Origin of the sequence: Mesorhizobium sp. B1-1-1, assembly GCF_006442955.1 — a bacterium.
Lineage (GTDB): Bacteria > Pseudomonadota > Alphaproteobacteria > Rhizobiales > Rhizobiaceae > Mesorhizobium.
Map to the genome: position 1 here is coordinate 1 of NZ_VFWW01000012.1, position 16940 is coordinate 16940.

The following is a 16940-nucleotide window of genomic DNA, read 5'->3' on the forward strand; positions in this document are numbered from 1 at the left end:
ACCTTCGACTACACCGCGACGCTTTCGGGACTTTCGATGATGCCTGGCGGCATCGCCATGCTGATGCTGATGCCGATTTCCGGCTTCGCCTCCGGCTTCGTGCAGCCGAAATACCTGATCATGATCGGCATGTCGGCGGTTGCCGTGGGATTGTGGCACCTGACTTCACTGTCGCCGAATGCCGGTTTCAGCTATTTCACCTATGCCCGCATTTTCATCACGGTAGGGCTTCCCTTCCTGTTCATCCCCATTTCGACGGCCGCCTATGTCGGCCTGCCGCCGCAAAAGACCAACCAGGCCTCGGCGCTGATCAATGTCGCCCGCAATATCGGCGGCAGCGTCGGCGTATCGCTCTCCAACACCGTCGTGGCGCAGAACGCACAACTGCATCAGACCCATCTGATCGGCAACACGGCGCAGTCCTCGCCTGTCTATCAGCAGATGCTTCGGCGCATGACTGACTATTTCGTCGCTCAGGGCTCGCCCGCGGTCGAGGCGAAAGTCCAGGCGGTCGGCTGGATTGGCCAGACGATAGGCCGGCAGGCGACGCTTCTGGCTTACGTGGACTTGTTTCGCTACTCCGCGATCGCGACCGCCCTGCTCGTGCCGCTCGCACTTTTGCTGCGCTCTCCCAAGTCGAGTTCCTCCGCGAAATAGCTTCTACCGAGGCAGGCGCTCCTTCGAGCAAGGCAGTTTCATGGAACCGGGCGGCGCTTGTCTGGTTACGTCCCATGACACGGAAAAAAGGAGACAGACCGATGGCCAAGGAAAAGATCCGGCCACAAGACGAAGATCGCGAAGCCGTGCATCTGGCCGAAACGACCGACGTCTCGCCCAAGCAGGCGAAAGATCTTATCCGCAAGCACGACAACGACAGGAAAGAGGTGAAAAAGGAAGCCAAGAACTTCAAGGCTGAGGGGTAGGCGTTCGGGCGGATACTGCCGGCCGCTTCGACGCCGCGCGCCTGCCGCAATATGGAACCGGGACGCGAACGGTTCGTTCGAATAAGTGGGCCGGCCTGAAAATTCACCGCCAAGGTTTCTGCACCTTGGCCACAGGACAACGGCAATGAAATCGAAACTGGTTTCGAAAGTCGCGGGACAGAGGACCTTCGTGGTGGTGCTCGAGCCTGGCGAAGAGGCGATTGGCGTGCTCACTGCCTTTGCCAGCGAAGAACAGATCGACGGCGCATCGCTGACCGCGCTCGGCGCGTTCGAGCGAGCAGCGGTCGGTTGGTTCGATTTCGAGGCAAAGGACTATCGCAAGATACCGGTCAACGAGCAGTGCGAGGTTCTCAGCGCGATCGGCGACATTGCCTTGGGCGATGACGGCAAGCCCAGCCTCCACCTGCATGCCGTGCTCGGACTGAGCGACGGAGCGACGCGGGGCGGACATCTGCTGGGCGGCGTGGTGCGACCGACCCTGGAGGTCACACTGGTCGAGTCCCCCGCTCATCTGCGCCGCACGAAACACGCCGATCTCGGCATCGCCTTGATCGACCTGAGCGCCTGACCTGGACATTGCTTCGAGATCAGGTCCAGTTGGAAAGAACCGTCTCCATCTCGACCGTTTCGACCTGCTGCGCGAACCGCTGATGATAGACGGTCATCAGCGCGTCGTGTGTTGCATCCGAAGAGCTGCACAGGGCATCCGTCACCAGAACCACGCGGTAGCCGATATCGATCGCGCCAAGCACTGTCGCCAGAACGCAGACGTCGGTCTCGCCGCCGGTGATGACGAGAGTGTCGATCCGGCGGGATGAAAGCAGCGTGTGCAGATGCCCTTCGGGCCACGGTGAGTAGATGTGCTTGTCGACAACGATCGCCGGCGGGCAGCATGCCGCCAGCGGCGGCAGGAGTTCGATCATCTCCTCGCCGATCCTGTCGATGGTCATCGATGCCCAGCGTTCATAGTACCGCTTCCAGGTGCCGGTGCCCTGCCCCGGGCGTCGCGCCGGAAGGAAGCGAGTGAAGATCGTTTGTGAAGGATATCTTTCGGCAAGGCTGACGATCCGGGGAAGGACACGGGTGATCCAGGGTGTCGCCCACTCCGACGGCTCGGCGAACAGCCGCTGCATGTCGACACACAGATGGGCACAATGATCGCCCAGAGGTCCATATGCCAGACCCGGAGCCGACATCAGCAGCGACCCGCTTTGTCGTCTTCGGCGTCGAGCCGGCACAAGGCGGCCAGGGACGGATACCTGAACGCACATGCCAGCCGCATAGGGGTTCCGTTCAAGTCGACATCCTTGCGCTAGTCCCCAGTTTCTCGAGTGCCGACCAAACGCGAGGCAGCGAAACTCGTTCCCCTCGGGCTCTCGGAAACCACATCATCGGTGGAACGTTGACCAGCATCGAGGTTCGAGAGATCGGCCAATGGTCGCGCAGCAAGAAATGAGAGAACGAACCGGGGGATGCCTGTGCGGCAACGTCCGCTATCGCACCATCTCCAGGCCGCGCACTCACTATTGCCACTGCGACATGTGCCGACGCTCGACCGGCAGTGCGTTCGCAGTCCTGGCGTGGGTACCATCAGCCAGCTTGGAATGGCTTTCCAACAAGCCTTTCTGCCGCAGGTCATCACCCATCGCACAAAGAAGCTTCTGCCGCGACTGCGGATCGCCCGTCGCGTTGGCCTACGATGCATCGCCGGATGAGATCGCCCTGCATGTCGGAACCTTCGACGATCCCGCCGATCTCGAGCCACGCTACAATTACGGATCCGCGCAACGGCTCGGATGGACATGCTGCGGTGTGGACCTGCCGCACCACGACGCCGAAGAGCGGTGGTAGAAGCCGTGGCCGCTGCTTTTCCGCTGCCTTTGGATACCCGCCCCATGGAGGCCAAGGCGGCCGACGCACTGCCGGGCGACGACGGTCTCTGGCAGTATGAGCCGAAGTGGGACGGATTCCGCTGCCTGGCCTTCAAAGGCACCGCAAGCGTCGATCTCAGGGCCAAGTCCGGCAAGCCGCTCAGCCGGTATTTTCCGGAAATAACGACACTGTTGCGCGATCTCGATACCCAGTCTTTCGTTCTTGACGGCGAGATAGTCATCGAAGTGAATGGCGATCCTTCCTTCGAGGCCTTGCAGATGCGGCTTCACCCTGCCGAAAGCAGGATTCGCATGCTGAGCGCGCAAACCCCGGCCCGTCTCGTCCTGTTCGATATTCTCGCCGATCCGGACGGGGGGATCATGCTCGACAAGAGCTTGACGGAACGACGGGCCGCGATTGAGCGCTTCGTCATGAGGTCGGGCGTTTCCTCGTTGCGGTTGTCGCCGCGCACCACCGACGTGACCACCGCCAGGCGCTGGCTGGGCGAGGCCGGCCACGGCTCCACCGATGGAGTTGTCGCCAAACTGCTGATGGACCCTTATCGGCCGGGCGAGCGCACCATGATCAAGGTGAAGCGGCTGCGCACCGCGGACTGTGTCGTCGGCGGGTTCCGCTACCTGACGGGCAGCAGCCAGGTCGGATCCCTGCTGCTCGGTCTCTATGACGACCACGGCAAACTCGACCATGTCGGGTTTACGTCGACGATCGGCAAGGACGACAGGGCAGAAATTACCGCGAAGCTCGAGAACCTGAGAGGCGGACCCGGCTTTACCGGCAAGGCTCCCGGCGGGCCGAGCCGCTGGAGCACCGAACGCAGCGGGGAGTGGGAGCCCGTGCGGCCGGAGTTGGTGGTCGAAGTCCGTTTCGATCACGTCACCGGCAATCGGTTTCGCCATGGAACGAAACTGCTGCGATGGCGGCCGGACAAGGCGCCCCGGCAATGCGGGTTCGAACAGATTGAATGAAGGGAGGCTGGCAATGAGCATGCTCTACCGCGCGGCCAAGATTGCCGAGGACGCGCATCGATCGCAGACCGACAAGACCGGGCAACCCTATATCGAACACTGCAGGCGCGTGGTCGACACGGTCGAAACCCTTGACCAGAAGATCGTGGCTTATCTGCATGACGTCCTCGAAAAAGGGGAAGGCTGGACAAGGACAAGGCTGAAATCGGCGGGGTTTGGTCCCTCGATTGTCGCTGCGGTCGATGCGCTGACGAAGAGGCCTGGCGAGAATGAAATCGCTTTCGTGCGCCGGGCTGCGTCAAATCCCCTGGCGCGGCCGGTCAAGCGTGCGGATCTGGCCGACAACCTGTGGCAAGCGCGGCGGGCCGGGATTCCCCTCGCGAAATTTGAAGAGGGCCTGCGCATTCTCGACGAAGACCGCGCAGCGTGAAGGCGACCTGGGCCCGGTGTCATCGCACGACAACCCAATGGAATCGGTTCCCTTGGATAAATCCTGCCGCTGTCCTGCTATTCCACTATGTGAGGCGTGTGGCGCTCGTCTTCAGCGGGATCGGCGTCTATGCGAGCCTTGCCGGGATCGAAGGCGGCGTGGCGAGCAAGCACCCGGACAGGCGCCTCGGGCTCTTCATACGCCCACATGAAATCATCCGCCGATCCGCCAACGGCATGCACGCGCCAATAGCTCGCAGTGCCTTTTGGCGATATCGAGGTGGTATCGGTTTTCTCGAGCAGGTCGAAATAGATGTCCTGGAACGGGATGTAGAACACAGGATCCCTCCCCGTTTCCTGGACCTGCAGCGCATGTTCGGTGGAGGCGATGATGGCGTCGGAGAATCTGACAGTCACCGTTCCATGGAAAGGCTGAATATGGAGATTGTTTCCCGACGGTGATCGGGGCTCGGCTGAAGGGTTCATTTGAGTGTCTCTGAGATTTCCAATTGGTAAAGTTCAAGGGCCGGTCTCAAAGGCAAAACGAGGTAATGCGGGATTGGTTGCGCGAATGCGGCGGCTACCCCGCGATGCTGCATCCCAGGCCCAAGGCGGAACACCAACCGATCCCACTGAGAGGAACAACGGGCCGGGTCGGCGGTTATCCGTTAGCCTTTCCGATTCCACGATCCATCAGGATAGCCGAGTTCTGGCGGCGGAAAGCGACGCAACTGGCGACAAAGGGGCCACATGAGGCACCCGTTCATATCGGAGACATGAGATGGAACCGCGCAAGAAGCAACGATCCGAACAACGGGACGAAACTGAAGCCCCGGCAATCCAGCAGGCGGACTGGGATGCAATCAAGGGCGGCAGGGTTCTTCCAGACAAGGTGTCCGACAATGTCGACGCCGTCGTCGACGTCGAGAAGGAAGGCGACCTGCCGGAGGAGGACGATGACAACGCCTACCAGAACAGCGACGAGGCATTGCCCGATGACGAAGAGGAAGGTGCCATATCGCGCGATCTGGCCAGGCGAGCCGGGCCTTTTGACGAGCCCTGACCCCAAGGGCGCCGACACGGGCACTCCGTGCGTCACGAAAATCTCTTCACTTTCCGACGCCGGGATACTGCCTTTCCTTCAGCACGCTGGCCAGATGGGCCGCATTCGAAGCCGTCATTTCGATCATCTCGACCACGGCTTTCGGCGTTCCGGGCAGGTCGACATAGTTGACGTCGCCCATAGCCTGCCCAACCCAATACACGCCGCCATTGGCAGGAATCGTGAAGCCGACGTCGTTTAGCGCCTGAAAGCACGCCGCGTGACAGGCGTGAGCGCCGTCTTCATTGCCGACGATCGCCACGATCGCGACCTTGCCGGCGGCCGGCATCCGGCCTTGTTTGTCGGTCTCCGATAGAAACGCATCCATGCGCTCCAGGATGCGCTTGGCGACACTCGACGGCTGGCCGAGCCAGATGGGCAGGCCCAGCACGAAGATGTCGGCGTCGAGGATCTTCCTGCGGAGCTGCGGCCAACCGTCTCCCTCGCCCATGTCCGACAGCACGCCGGGTTTGACGTCATAGTCGAGGGCGCGAACAATCTCGCCGCGGACCCCATGCGGCACCATTGCCGCCAGCAGATCCGCCAGCAGGCGGTCCGTGGACGACTTCTCGGCGTCGTCGGAGGCCTTCAAGGTGCAATTGAGCGCAAAGGCGGTGAGCGGCATGGAAAGATCTCCCGAGTGAGTTCTGTGCCAAACGCAGCGGGACGTCATGGGTTTCCTGAAACCCGACAAGAAGCTTCACCTTCCATCCTTGGGAACCATCGAACGCTCCGCGGTGTTGGAGAACGAGCCATTGCGTGAGTCGTCCCCGCTATGACCATGCCGCTTCATCCAACCTTGACCGACCTAGCCCTGCGCCTGGCTCTTGCTTTTGTTGCCGGCGGGATCATCGGAATGAACAGGGAAGCCCGCGGCCACACCGCCGGGCTCAGAACAACCGTTCTGGTCGGCCTGGCGGCCGCGATCGCGATGATGCAGGCCAATATCCTGCTCGAGGTGGGTGGCAAGGATGCGGATTCGTTCAGTGTGATGGACGTGCTGCGTTTTCCGCTGGGCGTGCTGACGGGTGTCGGTTTCATTGGCGGCGGAGCCATTCTCCGCCGCGGCGATTTCGTGACGGGTGTCACCACGGCCGCCACCTTGTGGGTCATGACCGCAATCGGCCTCGCCTTCGGCGGCGGGCAACTGGCACTTGGCACAGCGGGGACGGTTTTGACGTTGATAACGCTTCAGGTGCTGAAGCAGGTCGATCTGTGGGTCCCACGAACCCATCATGCGATCCTGGCGATCTCGTCGGCGAACGGCGTTCCGCCTGACCTCGACGCGCTGGTTCAACCGCTGGGCTATCGCTGGCGCTTTCTCGGAATGCAGCACGACATCGAGCGCGGCCGGTTCGTATTCTCCTTCGAGCTGAGCTGGAAACAGCCCGACGCGGCCAAACCCTCCGTCGAGATACTGGCGCGGATCAGTCCGCGCTACGACATCGAACGGTTTGACGCGATCAGCGATAAAGGTCCCCGACCATAGGCAGGGCAGCGATGCGTCCTCGTCCCTGCCTTGGATTCGATCGGAGCCGGAACAAATCCGGACTTCGCGCTTTGAACACGCAACACTGTTCGAGGCGATGGCTTGCTGTCCCTGTCGCGCGTCATCCCGATCGACCCTCCTCGAACAAGGAAGGAAGATATCATGAATAAGGCAATCATCATCCTGGCGGCACTCACTCTGGCTTTGCCTGCCCATGCTCAGTCCCAAAACGCACCCCTTCCCCCGGACGCACCGGCACCGGAAGCCGTGCCAGGTCAGACCGGCCCCGACCAGGGCATCACCGGACAGACATTCACCAACATAGCCATCGTCGCATTGGCGGACTTGCCACCCGACCTCAAGGCCAAGGTCGAGACCGTGGTTGCCCAGACCAGTCAGGAAGACCTTCACGTCCTGCAGCGCTCGGTCAGCGCGTCGCCGGAAGCCTCCTCGGTCCTGGCCGCGAATGGGCTCGATGCCTCCGAAGTGGTGGCGGCCAACATTGACGGCGACGGCACGCTGACGCTGATCATCCAGACCACGACCTGACGGCGTGGGGCAGCACTCGATGCTTCGGCGGATGTCCCATTTCCGCTGCCAGGCGGCAAAGGTCGAAGGACGGCGTCATGGCTGACGCGACGGTCCGCAATTTCACGATAAACTTCGGGCCGCAGCACCCTGCGGCGCATGGCGTCCTGCGGCTGGTACTCGAACTCGATGGCGAAGTCGTCGAACGCGTCGATCCGCATATCGGGCTGCTGCATCGAGGCACGGAGAAGTTGATCGAGTACAAGAACTACCTGCAGGCCCTGCCCTATTTCGACAGGCTCGACTATGTGGCGCCGATGAATCAGGAGCACGCCTTCTGCCTGGCGGCGGAGAAGCTGCTCGGGATCTCGGTTCCACAGCGCGGCCAGCTCATTCGCGTGCTGTATTGCGAGATCGGCCGGCTGCTGTCCCATCTGCTCAATGTCACCACGCAGGCAATGGATATCGGCGCCCTCACGCCGCCGCTCTGGGGTTTCGCCGAACGCGAGAAACTGATGGTGTTTTATGAACGGGCATCGGGCGCCCGCATGCACGCCAACTATTTCAGGGTCGGCGGCGTACATCAGGATCTTCCCCCGGACCTGTTGGACGATATCTGGGATTTCTGCGACCCGTTCCTCAAGGTCTGCGACAATCTCGAAGAACTGCTCACCGAAAACCGCATCTTCAAGCAACGCAATGTCGACGTCGGTGTCATCGGTCTCGACGATGCCTGGGCTTGGGGGTTTTCGGGCGTAATGGTGCGTGGGTCGGGCGCGGCATGGGATTTGCGCAAGGCGCAGCCTTACGAATCCTACCCGCAGATGGAATTCGATATTCCCATCGGCAAGAATGGCGACTGCTATGACCGCTACCTCGTACGAATGGAGGAGATGCGCCAGTCGGTCCGGATCATGAGGCAATGTCTTGACAAGCTACGGTCGCCGCAAGGCCAAGGACCGGTCGCAATTCCCAACCGGAAGATCACGCCGCCACGCCGCGCGGAGATGAAACGCTCCATGGAAGCGACCATTCACCATTTCAAGCTTTACACGGAAGGCCATCACGTGCCCGAGGGCGAGGTCTATGCCGCCGTCGAGGCGCCGAAAGGCGAGTTCGGCGTCTATCTGGTTTCGGATGGGGGCAATGTTCCTTACCGGTGCAAGATTCGCGCGCCGTCCTTCGCACATCTGCAGGCGATGGACTATCTGTCCCGGGGGCACATGATCGCCGACGTCTCGGCGATCATCGGCTCCCTCGACATCGTCTTTGGAGAGATCGATCGCTGAACCGCCGTCGCCGCCCGCTGGGCGCGGGCAGCGCTCTCGCTCTGTCATCGATGGTCAGTGTGCCGTCTGCGAATGCGCGCCGCCTGGCTGTGAGATGCCGTTCAGCGCTTCGCCGGCTCGTGCGGCCTCGCCATTCTTCGTGAGATCGCCAAGCGAGATGATGCCAACCAGCCGTTTTTCACGGCTGATCACCGGCAGCCGTCTAACCTGAATGTCCCCCATCTGCTGGAGCACGTCTTCGATCTCCTCGTCGTCGTAACAGTACCTGATCTCGGCGCTCATCACTTCGCGTATCCGCGTATCCGGGCCCCTACCCTGGGCGACGCCACGGACGGCGATGTCGCGATCAGTGATCATTCCGACCAGCCGGTCGTCCTCGCCTACGGGCAGAGCGCCGGCATCGAGGCTGGCCATGGCGGCGGCGGCCTCCCGCAGGGTCTGGTCCGGACTGGCGACCTGAACGCCTTGCGTCATGCAGTTGCCAACTTTCATGATGTTCTCCTTTGGTTGAAGCGCCCCTTGCCGTTGCTGTGATGGAAACACGATGGAGGGACAATGGCGCCGGCCCAAGAGGTTCCATTGCCACGGGATCGGGATTCATGCGTCGCACGTTCAGACGACGCGGCTGCCGGCATGCATCGGCGACTCTTCGTTCTCGTCGGGATTGGGCAGAGGCGCCTCGTCCGGGAGTTGTTCCGGATCAGGCTCCTCGATCGGTTCGGGCTTCCAGGTCGGCGCCGGCATCGGCACGTCGCGATTGGGATCTGGTTTTCCTGGGTTTGGCATCGGGATCACCTCCCTTCATTCGGGACGCAACTCCTGGCCGGCGTCATTTGTTCCATGGCCAATTCGCGGTCGCCTCCGGCCTTGCCGCCACGGATCGAGACGGCGCGCTGCCGATCGGATCCGCCGGTCGACTTCAGCCCCGTCTTTCGGAACCGGACGGTTTTCCAATCCGTTGTCTCGACATCGATCGAGGAGAAAGACGATGGCTGGTGACGAGAGAATTTCCGGCAGCAACTTGCCCCAAGTCGCGGTCGACAGTGAACAGGTCCGGCAACTGGTGGCGACAGCCGATCTGCCGTCCAATCAGGCACGCGAGCTCGTGCGCCGTCACGGCAACGATCCGCACAAGCTCGAAGAACTGGCAAAATCGATCAAAGCGGTAAGCTGACCGTCGGGACGGCGCCCCGACTCCGTCAGATTTCAAGCAAGGCATAGGGTCGGCCGGTCGGTTTGGAAACGTGCATGGCGACGTTGTAGACCCTCGCCCCGCCGGGCGTGCGGCCCTCATAGCTTCCCCGATGCGCATGGCCGTGCACGACAGCACTGACCTGGAACCGGTCGATCGTTTCCGCCAGCCGCGACGAGCCCAGAAACGGAAATATCTCCAGGGGTTCGCCGGCGATGGTCTCGACGATCGGAGCGTAGTGCAAAATGACAAGCGTGCGTTTTGCGCGAACCTGGCGCATCGCGTTCTCAAGCCGCATGGCCTCGCTGACGCTCTCGGCGACCATCGACTTGATGGCCGGCTCGCCGAAGGAGCCGAGCATGCGTGAACCGAACCCCCCGACGAACCCTTTCACGCCGACAAAACCGACCTCCTCTATTTCGGTCGTCTGCCCGTCGAGGAGATGGACGCCCGCTTGACGCAGGATTTCCGCGACGTCCTCGACCGCACCGGATTCATAATCATGGTTGCCGAGCACGCCGACCACCGGGATAGAGCAGGCGCGCAGGTCTTCGGCGAGGATCTCGGCTTCGCGGGGCTTGCCCAGATTGGTCAGATCGCCTGGAAGAACGAGGATATCGGCCTCGCGCGACATTTCGCCGAAGAGATCGCGATACGATGTCTGGGCGTCCTCCTTCACATGCAGGTCGCCAACGGCCGCCACCTTGATCGTGGCGGTGCCCTCCATCGCCGGAGCGTCTTCGGTCCGTTCAGCCATCACGAAATTCTCCTGTACCGCCGACGCCGGCGAAGCCCCATTCCTTGACGTCGATTTCGTAATCGGTCTGCGAAAGCAGGCGCCCGCGGCAGATCTTCATTCTGGGGGAAGGCAATTGGCGCTGCTTGGCAAGGCGGTCGAGCAGTTCGTCAAGCAGCCATGTGGGGATGCGGTCGCGCTCGCTCGGATAGATCCATCTGAAACTGAGAATCTGCATCAGCAGCACTTCCCAGTGGACTTCCAGGTAGGACAGCAGCCTGTGCCAGTCGATCTGGTCCTGCGCCTTGAGGATCGTATGGGCGATGTCCGCCCCGTCATGACGCCCTCGGTCCTGGATGAAGCATTTGGACCATATGAGCTCGGTCGGGCCGACGATCCTCACCCGGCTTCCCAGCAGTTCGGTTTGGCGGGCATGCTCCATCCACTGGTCACTTACCGGCATCGTTCCATTCGCCGAGGCGAATATGATGTCGAAGAAATGCGTGCCCTTGAAGACCTTCCCAAGCCACCGGTCATCCTCGATTTCGACCGCATAGCCGAGCTGCTTGAAATGGGCCAGGATGCGCGAGAAGTCGCCTGCCTTGCAGAAGATATCGAGATCCTTGGTCTGACGGATGACGCCGGTGTAGGCGCTTACCGCATAGGTTCCGGCGACAAGGAAAGGAATGTCGGTGGCGGCGAGTTCGCGAATGGCTTCGGTATAGAACACCTCCGCCTCGGCGTTCTTGAGCGTCGGGGCGGCCTTTGCGTCGATCGCGGGAAGGGATGCCGGAACAGTTCCCGGCAACGGATCGTTGATCATGGCACGCATGGCTCCCACACATCGGCAACCGATTGATCGCCCGCGTTGTTAACAGCGGGAACCCTGCCTGGTTCCGCCACGGTCGCGTTGCGGCCTGAAGGAAATCGGGCGCGACGGGCAAAATTACCCGCGGAGTCCTGGGTTTCAATATGGTTGCATGGGCCGTTTCCCTGCATGGAACCATCGCCATTCGGCATCGTTAGCCCGGACAGCCGAAGCTGCCTTCGGGCGATCGGGGTGTCTGGTTTCAAGCGCAGACGATATCCAGGATGTATGTTCTTGCCCTAGCGACAGACTATGACGGCACGCTCGCCGAAGACGGGGTCGTCTCCGATGCGACCTATGCTGCGCTCGAACGGCTGAAGCAGACGGGCCGCAAGCTGATCATGGTGACCGGCCGCGAGCTTGCCGATCTTGAGCGGGTCTTTCCGGCACTCGACATCTTCGACAGGGTGGTCGCCGAAAACGGCGCGTTGATCTATACGCCCGCTTCGAAGAAGGAACGGCTTTTGGCGCCGGCGCCTCCGGCTGAATTCGTCGACCGGCTGAAGCGTCGCGGGGTCGCGCCGCTGTCGGTCGGACGCTGCGTCGTGGCCACTTGGGAACCACAGGAAGCCGCCGTGCTGTCGGAAATCAAGGAGCTTGGACTTGAGCTCGAGATCATCTTCAACAAGGGCGCGGTGATGGTGCTGCCAAGCGGGGTCAACAAGGCCACCGGCCTTGCCTGCGCACTCGAGGAATTGGGGTTTTCCGCCCACAACGTCGTCGGTGTCGGCGATGCCGAGAACGACCATGCATTCCTGCGCGCCGTCGGCTTCGGCGTCGCCGTGGCCAACGCATTGCCGACCGTTAAGGAAACGGCGGATTTCGTCACAGCCAGCCCTCGAGGTGCCGGCGTGGTGGAACTGATCGAACAGCTCATATCGCGCGATGCCGGCTTCGTGGAGACGGCTCGCCAACACGTGGAAGTGGGAACCGACATAGCGGGCGCGCAGGTGCACCTTTCACCGCATGGCGGCGGCGTGCTGCTGGCCGGCACGTCCGGGATCGGCAAATCCACGCTTGCCACCGCGTTGACCGAGCGCTTTGTCGAGAAGGGGTTTCAGTTTTGCGTTCTCGACCCCGAAGGCGACTATCAGGAACTCGAGAATGTGGTGGTGGTTGGCGACGCCAAGACCCCGCCGATCTCGCGTGAGGTCTTCGATCTTCTGTCCAAGCCAACCAACAATGTCGCTGTCAACATGCTGGGGCTGAAGACCGCCGAACGGCCCGGCAATTTTGCCAAGCTGCTGCCGGACATGGCCAGCATTCGAGCGCGCACCGGCCGACCGCATTGGCTGATCATCGATGAGGCGCACCATCTTTTGCCTCAGGCCCGGGACGGCGCGTCTTTCGCGCTGCCCAAGAGCCTCCCCGCGACCATTCTGATCACCGTGCACCCCGATCTGGTTTCGCGCGACGTCCTGGCTGGCGTCGAAACCGTTCTGGCGCTTGGACCGGAAGCCGACAAGATCGTCGCAAGCTTCTGTGCCGCTACCGGCATCGACGTTCCCGACGGCGCCGTGCCGCCTCCAAAGGACGAAGTCCTGTTTTGGAACCGATCATCGGGCGAGCCGATCAGGACGGTCAAGGTCGAACGGCCTCGCCAGGTTCGCAAGCGGCACATGCGCAAATATGCCGAGGGCGACCTTGGCGACAACAGCTTCTATTTCCGGGGGCCGGACGGAGCGCTTAACCTGAAAGCGCAGAACCTGATGATGTTCCTTCACATCGCAGAAGGCATCGACGATCGCACCTGGGAACATCACCTGCGCGCCGGCGATTATTCGAAATGGTTCCGCAGCAAGATCAAGGACAAGAACCTCGCCGACGAGGTGGCGGACATAGAAACGGATACCGGCACGGACATGCAGGAGAGCCGCGCGGCCATCGCCGAGGCCATTGGCCGCCGTTACACTGCTCCCGCGGACTGACCTTGAGCCGGGGTAGACGCAAGCCCATCCCGATTCCTCGGGATGGACCTTTCTCATGTCATGATACGGAGCGAGCGTCAGCGCGCCTGGCTGAAATGCCTAGCGGTTTTTGTGGCTCTGTTGGCCCGCTCTTACATGTTGTTCGTGCGAGCCGCCCCGCATGTTGGAGCCGTCGCCCTGTTGCCGCTCATTGTTGCCTGCGGCCTGTTGCTGCTGGCGGTTCTTGTTTTCCGTGTTCTTGTGGCTCTGCTGGCCCGCCTTCACATGTTGCTCGTGGCTACCACCTTGATTGGGCATGGTAATTCTCCTTTCAATCCAACTTCGAGACGACGGTCGTCTCCCCCGGAGAATGCAGATTTCGGCGCCGACGTTCCCTCACGTAATATTTCGTGACATCCTGCCAAAGGGACGAAGGCGGACCGAGCTTGATGCCGACCGGCGGGAGAGCGACATGCCTGAACCAGCGATCATCACCCCGAGGGTGTGACGCGCCACACTGTGTTTCCGACATCGTCCGCGATCAGCAGCGCTCCGGTTTTGTCGATGGCAACGCCGACCGGCCGACCACGCGCCTCCTCTTGGTCGTTGAGGAAACCTGTGACGACGTCTTGAGCCATGCCGCTCGGACGGCCACCGCTGAATGGCACGAAGACGACTTTGTAGCCATTCAGCCCGGGACGGTCCCAGCTGCCGTGCTCGCCGACAAAGGCGCCGCCTCGATATGTCTGCGGCAGGCTGGTTCCGGTGTAGAAGGCCATGCCCAACGGTGCCACATGCGAGCTCAGCGCATAGTCGGGAACGATCGCCTTGGCGACCAGATCGGGGCGCTGCGGCATTACCCGGGGATCGACATGCTGGCCGTAATAGCTGTACGGCCAGCCGTAGAAGCCGCCATCCTTCACCGATGTCATGTAGTCCGGCACCAGATTTGGCCCAAGTTCATCGCGCTCGTTGACGACGGTCCAGAGTGCTCCGGTCTGCGGCTCGAAGCTCAAGCCGTTCGGATTGCGCAATCCGCTGGCAAAAATGCGCGATCGTCCGGTGGCCCTGTCCACCTGCCAGATCGCGGCACGATCCTTTTCCGCGCCGATGCCATTTTCGGTGATGTTGCTGTTCGAACCGACGCCGACATAGAGCAACGAACCGTCCGGGCTGGCGACGAGGCTTTTGGTCCAATGATGATCGATCGGACCGCCCGGCAATTCCGTCAACCTGACACCCGGCGCGGTGATCTTGGTGTCGCCTGGTTTGTAGGGGTAGCGCATGATCGCATCGGTGTTGGCAACATAGAGGTCGTTTCCCACCAGGGCGACGCCGAAGGGCGAATTCAGGTGATCGAGGAACACATCCCGGACGTCAGGCACGCCGTCGCCATTGCTGTCACGCAGCAAGGTGATGCGGTTGCTCGGTCCCGTATCGCCGCCCGAGGTGACAAGCGATTCGATCAGGCCCATCACGATATCCTTCGGCCGTTTGGCTGGCGGTTCCGGCGGGGCCTTCGATTCGACGACCAGCACATCGCCGTTCGGCAGGATGTAGAGCGAGCGCGGATGCTGAAGCCCGGTCGCCAGCGCATGGATCTGCAGGCCCTGCGCTACCGTCGGCGTTTCGTCCTTCTTCCAACCGACGACGGATGCAAGATGCATCGGCGGGAACAGATATTGCTTTATCTCCGGCAAATTCGGGTTGGGGCCGATCTGAGTGCTTGGGTCGGCGGCGTCGTCGCTGCAGCCGGCAGTGCCGAGCGTGGCAAAGCAAAGGAACGCAAGCCCTGTACCATAAGCGCGTCGCTTGCCGGATCGATCAAACGGTTTCATCGGCCACTCCCACGTGGTGGCGGTAGACAAGGGCCCAGCCCAGCCAGCCGGTAAATATCAGGATGAGTACCACCAGTGCCGACAGGATCAGGCCTGTCGGCAGGACCGAGGTCCAGGCATCACGGGTATGTATGAGCATGTTGAAGAAGGAGAGTATGACCGCCAGCGCATTGCCCAGCATGTGCAGCCACGCCGTTTTATGTGCGCGCACCCGGCGATCGCCCAGGAAGTCGGTGAAGCCGGCAATGGCGGCCAGCACGCCGACGATCACCCCGACCGTCAGCAGCCAGGCGGAGAAATTCGCCCACATCATCTCCGCCGTCCGCCAGTAGTTCAGGTCCGTCAGCAATGCGCCGACGAAGCAGGCGATGGGAATGGGCACGAGCATCGGATGGATGGGATGGCCGGCGATGCTGGCCGTGGAAGCCGGATTCTCCCTTGCCATGAGGAAGTCCTTCCATATCAACTCTTGGTTGGCCCATAAACAATCCCCAAGGCCGGAGGTTCCTGCCTGATGGTCCCGGCGGGTCGCCGCGGACCGAGTTCAGCGGTCAGATCGGCACGGTCGCCAGCACCTGGCGGGCGATGATCAATTCTTCGTTAGTGGCGATTGCGTAAACATCGACCGCGCTGCCCTCGCCGGTGATCCGCCCTTTTCCCGACCGGTTTGCATTCGCGTCGAGCAACACGTCCAGCCATCGCAGGCGCTCGCAAACCGCTTCACGGATCTGCCAGGAATGCTCTCCGATCCCTCCCGTGAACACCAGCGCCTCGATACCCTGGAGCGTGGCTCCCATCGCCGCGATCTCGCGGGCGATCCGAAACGTGAAGAGATCGATCGCCTCCGCCGCACGAGGATCCTTGCTGCCAAGCAAGGTCCGCACATCTGCCGACACTCCCGAAACGCCGAGCAGGCCGGACTTGTGATAGAGCAAGGTCTCCAACTCTTTCACGGACATGCCGCGCGCCTGCTGAAGGTAGAGAAGCACGCCGGGGTCGATGGCGCCCGGCCGCGTGGCCATCATCAACCCGTCAAGCGCGGTGAACCCCATGGTGGTGTCGAGACTTCTGCCTTCGCGCATGGCGCACAGGCTGCATCCGCTGCCGAGATGCGCGACCACGCAACGCTTGCCCCGGAGTCCGGGCGAAAGCGCCTGCAGCTGGCCTGCGACGAATTCGTAGGAAAGGCCGTGGAAGCCGTAGCGGCGGATCCCGCTTTCCTCGAACTCGCGCGGCAGCGCATAGCGGTTGACGGGCGGCTCCAGCGTGCGGTGAAAGGCGGTGTCGAAGCAACCGATCTGGGGTAGGCCGGGCAGCAGTTTGGAGATCGCACGAACCGGCGCCAGGCCGGCCGGCTGGTGGAGCGGTGCCATCGGCGTCAGCGCGTCGAGCGCCTCGACGATCTCGCCGGTCAGCAGGACCGGAGTCGAAAACCGCTTGCCACCATGGACGATGCGATGGCCGACCGCGCTCAGCGGAGCCTGCGCAAGATACGGATCGAGGACATCGAACAAGTCCCGCAGGAGAACCTCTACGGGCGGGCTTGCGGGCTTGACGGCGCGTTTGAAGATGGATTTGCCCGACGCGTCCTTGGCGACGAGGCTTGGCTCGTCGTCCAGGCCTTCGAATGCGCCGCTCAGCCTGAGCACTGGCCCCTCTTGCGATCCAGCTTTGAACAGGCCGAACTTCAGGCTGGACGAGCCTGCATTGAGGGCGAGTATTGCGCTGGTCACGAGCGGCACTCCCCGGCGGGCACAGCC

General features: G+C 62.0%; 22 protein-coding genes and 1 pseudogene. 12 read left to right on the top strand and 11 right to left on the bottom strand.

From position 1 onward, the window contains the following. The 3 genes and pseudogenes from FJ986_RS23850 to FJ986_RS23855 all read left to right on the top strand — a co-directional run. Positions 1-657, top strand: a pseudogene (locus FJ986_RS23850) (EmrB/QacA family drug resistance transporter); the annotation flags it as partial. Positions 658-758: 101 nt separating this feature from the next. Further along, the gene (locus FJ986_RS30550; protein ID WP_181165226.1) at positions 759-923 is read left to right on the top strand and encodes a hypothetical protein; all 165 of its coding nucleotides are present in this window, start codon (positions 759-761) and stop codon (positions 921-923) included. Positions 924-1068: 145 nt separating this feature from the next. Then, complete coding sequence (locus FJ986_RS23855; RefSeq protein ID WP_140522248.1) at positions 1069-1512, top strand: PPC domain-containing DNA-binding protein; 444 nt, start codon at positions 1069-1071, stop codon at positions 1510-1512. Positions 1513-1531: 19 nt separating this feature from the next. Here the strand turns inward: FJ986_RS23855 and FJ986_RS23860 are convergent, their stop codons facing one another. Beyond that, positions 1532-2140: an isochorismatase family cysteine hydrolase gene (locus FJ986_RS23860; RefSeq protein WP_140522250.1), complete on the bottom strand. Its 609-nt coding sequence runs from the start codon at positions 2138-2140 to the stop codon at positions 1532-1534. A 256-nt stretch (positions 2141-2396) separates the two neighbouring features. On the opposite strand from FJ986_RS23860, the gene FJ986_RS23865 reads away from it, so the two are divergent. From FJ986_RS23865 to FJ986_RS23875, 3 genes are read left to right on the top strand one after another with little or no spacing between them, the layout of a single operon-like run. Further along, positions 2397-2795 carry a GFA family protein gene (locus FJ986_RS23865; protein WP_224704864.1) on the top strand — a complete coding sequence of 133 codons (399 nt, stop codon included), beginning with the start codon at positions 2397-2399 and terminating at the stop codon, positions 2793-2795. Beyond that, on the top strand, positions 2747-3802 hold the full coding sequence (locus FJ986_RS23870; RefSeq protein WP_140676116.1) for an ATP-dependent DNA ligase: 1056 nt from the start codon (positions 2747-2749) through the stop codon (positions 3800-3802). The genes FJ986_RS23865 and FJ986_RS23870 overlap by 49 nt, the downstream gene beginning before the upstream one ends. A gap of 13 nt (positions 3803-3815) precedes the next feature. Continuing rightward, on the top strand, positions 3816-4232 hold the full coding sequence (locus FJ986_RS23875) for an HD domain-containing protein (RefSeq protein ID WP_140513578.1): 417 nt from the start codon (positions 3816-3818) through the stop codon (positions 4230-4232). Between the two features lie 77 nt (positions 4233-4309). Here FJ986_RS23875 and FJ986_RS23880 read toward each other — a convergent pair whose 3' ends face one another. Then, complete coding sequence (locus FJ986_RS23880) at positions 4310-4648, bottom strand: DUF427 domain-containing protein (RefSeq protein WP_318012459.1); 339 nt, start codon at positions 4646-4648, stop codon at positions 4310-4312. A 364-nt stretch (positions 4649-5012) separates the two neighbouring features. On the opposite strand from FJ986_RS23880, the gene FJ986_RS23885 reads away from it, so the two are divergent. After that, on the top strand, positions 5013-5294 hold the full coding sequence (locus tag FJ986_RS23885; protein ID WP_140496145.1) for a hypothetical protein: 282 nt from the start codon (positions 5013-5015) through the stop codon (positions 5292-5294). A 46-nt stretch (positions 5295-5340) separates the two neighbouring features. On the opposite strand, the gene FJ986_RS23890 is transcribed toward FJ986_RS23885, so the two are convergent. Beyond that, entirely contained in the window at positions 5341-5958 is a 618-nt protein-coding gene (locus FJ986_RS23890; RefSeq protein WP_140675992.1) for an NAD(P)H-dependent oxidoreductase, read from the bottom strand. A 150-nt stretch (positions 5959-6108) separates the two neighbouring features. Between FJ986_RS23890 and FJ986_RS23895 the strand changes: the two genes are divergently transcribed. The 3 genes from FJ986_RS23895 (at position 6109) to FJ986_RS23905 (ending at position 8639) form a co-directional block, all read left to right on the top strand. After that, positions 6109-6822 carry an MgtC/SapB family protein gene (locus FJ986_RS23895; protein ID WP_348640451.1) on the top strand — a complete coding sequence of 238 codons (714 nt, stop codon included), beginning with the start codon at positions 6109-6111 and terminating at the stop codon, positions 6820-6822. Between the two features lie 162 nt (positions 6823-6984). Beyond that, the gene (locus tag FJ986_RS23900) at positions 6985-7371 is read left to right on the top strand and encodes a hypothetical protein (RefSeq protein WP_140513581.1); all 387 of its coding nucleotides are present in this window, start codon (positions 6985-6987) and stop codon (positions 7369-7371) included. Positions 7372-7448: 77 nt separating this feature from the next. Continuing rightward, on the top strand, positions 7449-8639 hold the full coding sequence (locus FJ986_RS23905) for an NADH-quinone oxidoreductase subunit D (protein ID WP_140513582.1): 1191 nt from the start codon (positions 7449-7451) through the stop codon (positions 8637-8639). Between the two features lie 54 nt (positions 8640-8693). Here the strand turns inward: FJ986_RS23905 and FJ986_RS23910 are convergent, their stop codons facing one another. Together FJ986_RS23910 and FJ986_RS23915 are read right to left on the bottom strand one after the other, a co-directional pair. Next, on the bottom strand, positions 8694-9131 hold the full coding sequence (locus FJ986_RS23910) for a CBS domain-containing protein (protein WP_140675995.1): 438 nt from the start codon (positions 9129-9131) through the stop codon (positions 8694-8696). Between the two features lie 120 nt (positions 9132-9251). Beyond that, complete coding sequence (locus FJ986_RS23915; RefSeq protein WP_140522262.1) at positions 9252-9425, bottom strand: hypothetical protein; 174 nt, start codon at positions 9423-9425, stop codon at positions 9252-9254. A 202-nt stretch (positions 9426-9627) separates the two neighbouring features. Between FJ986_RS23915 and FJ986_RS23920 the strand changes: the two genes are divergently transcribed. Further along, a complete protein-coding gene (locus tag FJ986_RS23920) occupies positions 9628-9813 on the top strand; it encodes a hypothetical protein (protein ID WP_140496151.1) in 186 nt (61 codons plus the stop codon). Positions 9814-9838: 25 nt separating this feature from the next. On the opposite strand, the gene FJ986_RS23925 is transcribed toward FJ986_RS23920, so the two are convergent. Further along, positions 9839-10588 (bottom strand): metallophosphoesterase, encoded by a 750-nt coding sequence (locus FJ986_RS23925; protein ID WP_140496152.1) that lies wholly within the window; start codon positions 10586-10588, stop codon positions 9839-9841. Then, complete coding sequence (locus tag FJ986_RS23930) at positions 10581-11390, bottom strand: nucleotidyltransferase family protein (protein WP_140496153.1); 810 nt, start codon at positions 11388-11390, stop codon at positions 10581-10583. The genes FJ986_RS23925 and FJ986_RS23930 overlap by 8 nt, the downstream gene beginning before the upstream one ends. Positions 11391-11659: 269 nt before the next feature. Between FJ986_RS23930 and FJ986_RS23935 the strand changes: the two genes are divergently transcribed. Continuing rightward, positions 11660-13363: an HAD family hydrolase gene (locus FJ986_RS23935; protein WP_140556677.1), complete on the top strand. Its 1704-nt coding sequence runs from the start codon at positions 11660-11662 to the stop codon at positions 13361-13363. 99 nt (positions 13364-13462) lie between these two features. On the opposite strand, the gene FJ986_RS23940 is transcribed toward FJ986_RS23935, so the two are convergent. The 4 genes from FJ986_RS23940 to FJ986_RS23955 all read right to left on the bottom strand — a co-directional run bounded on the left by FJ986_RS23940 (position 13463) and on the right by FJ986_RS23955 (position 16913). Next, complete coding sequence (locus tag FJ986_RS23940; RefSeq protein WP_140496155.1) at positions 13463-13660, bottom strand: hypothetical protein; 198 nt, start codon at positions 13658-13660, stop codon at positions 13463-13465. A gap of 173 nt (positions 13661-13833) precedes the next feature. Continuing rightward, on the bottom strand, positions 13834-15180 hold the full coding sequence (locus FJ986_RS23945) for a sorbosone dehydrogenase family protein (protein ID WP_140566331.1): 1347 nt from the start codon (positions 15178-15180) through the stop codon (positions 13834-13836). Next, positions 15167-15625, bottom strand: a complete 459-nt coding sequence (locus FJ986_RS23950) for a DUF2231 domain-containing protein (RefSeq protein WP_140496157.1) — start codon at positions 15623-15625, stop codon at positions 15167-15169. The genes FJ986_RS23945 and FJ986_RS23950 overlap by 14 nt, the downstream gene beginning before the upstream one ends. A 106-nt stretch (positions 15626-15731) precedes the next feature. Further along, positions 15732-16913: an acetate/propionate family kinase gene (locus tag FJ986_RS23955; RefSeq protein WP_140675998.1), complete on the bottom strand. Its 1182-nt coding sequence runs from the start codon at positions 16911-16913 to the stop codon at positions 15732-15734. Positions 16914-16940: the final 27 nt, after the last annotated feature.

Coding starts and splice junctions, on each gene's coding strand:
- FJ986_RS30550 (WP_181165226.1), top strand. CDS start 759: ATGGCCAAGGAAAAGATCCGGCCACAAGACGAAGATCGCGAAGCCGTG.
- FJ986_RS23855 (WP_140522248.1), top strand. CDS start 1,069: ATGAAATCGAAACTGGTTTCGAAAGTCGCGGGACAGAGGACCTTCGTG.
- FJ986_RS23860 (WP_140522250.1), bottom strand. CDS start 2,140: ATGTCGGCTCCGGGTCTGGCATATGGACCTCTGGGCGATCATTGTGCC.
- FJ986_RS23865 (WP_224704864.1), top strand. CDS start 2,397: ATGAGAGAACGAACCGGGGGATGCCTGTGCGGCAACGTCCGCTATCGC.
- FJ986_RS23870 (WP_140676116.1), top strand. CDS start 2,747: ATGCTGCGGTGTGGACCTGCCGCACCACGACGCCGAAGAGCGGTGGTA.
- FJ986_RS23875 (WP_140513578.1), top strand. CDS start 3,816: ATGAGCATGCTCTACCGCGCGGCCAAGATTGCCGAGGACGCGCATCGA.
- FJ986_RS23885 (WP_140496145.1), top strand. CDS start 5,013: ATGGAACCGCGCAAGAAGCAACGATCCGAACAACGGGACGAAACTGAA.
- FJ986_RS23890 (WP_140675992.1), bottom strand. CDS start 5,958: ATGCCGCTCACCGCCTTTGCGCTCAATTGCACCTTGAAGGCCTCCGAC.
- FJ986_RS23895 (WP_348640451.1), top strand. CDS start 6,109: ATGACCATGCCGCTTCATCCAACCTTGACCGACCTAGCCCTGCGCCTG.
- FJ986_RS23900 (WP_140513581.1), top strand. CDS start 6,985: ATGAATAAGGCAATCATCATCCTGGCGGCACTCACTCTGGCTTTGCCT.
- FJ986_RS23905 (WP_140513582.1), top strand. CDS start 7,449: ATGGCTGACGCGACGGTCCGCAATTTCACGATAAACTTCGGGCCGCAG.
- FJ986_RS23910 (WP_140675995.1), bottom strand. CDS start 9,131: ATGAAAGTTGGCAACTGCATGACGCAAGGCGTTCAGGTCGCCAGTCCG.
- FJ986_RS23915 (WP_140522262.1), bottom strand. CDS start 9,425: ATGCCAAACCCAGGAAAACCAGATCCCAATCGCGACGTGCCGATGCCG.
- FJ986_RS23920 (WP_140496151.1), top strand. CDS start 9,628: ATGGCTGGTGACGAGAGAATTTCCGGCAGCAACTTGCCCCAAGTCGCG.
- FJ986_RS23925 (WP_140496152.1), bottom strand. CDS start 10,588: ATGGCTGAACGGACCGAAGACGCTCCGGCGATGGAGGGCACCGCCACG.
- FJ986_RS23930 (WP_140496153.1), bottom strand. CDS start 11,390: ATGATCAACGATCCGTTGCCGGGAACTGTTCCGGCATCCCTTCCCGCG.
- FJ986_RS23935 (WP_140556677.1), top strand. CDS start 11,660: ATGTATGTTCTTGCCCTAGCGACAGACTATGACGGCACGCTCGCCGAA.
- FJ986_RS23940 (WP_140496155.1), bottom strand. CDS start 13,660: ATGCCCAATCAAGGTGGTAGCCACGAGCAACATGTGAAGGCGGGCCAG.
- FJ986_RS23945 (WP_140566331.1), bottom strand. CDS start 15,180: ATGAAACCGTTTGATCGATCCGGCAAGCGACGCGCTTATGGTACAGGG.
- FJ986_RS23950 (WP_140496157.1), bottom strand. CDS start 15,625: ATGGCAAGGGAGAATCCGGCTTCCACGGCCAGCATCGCCGGCCATCCC.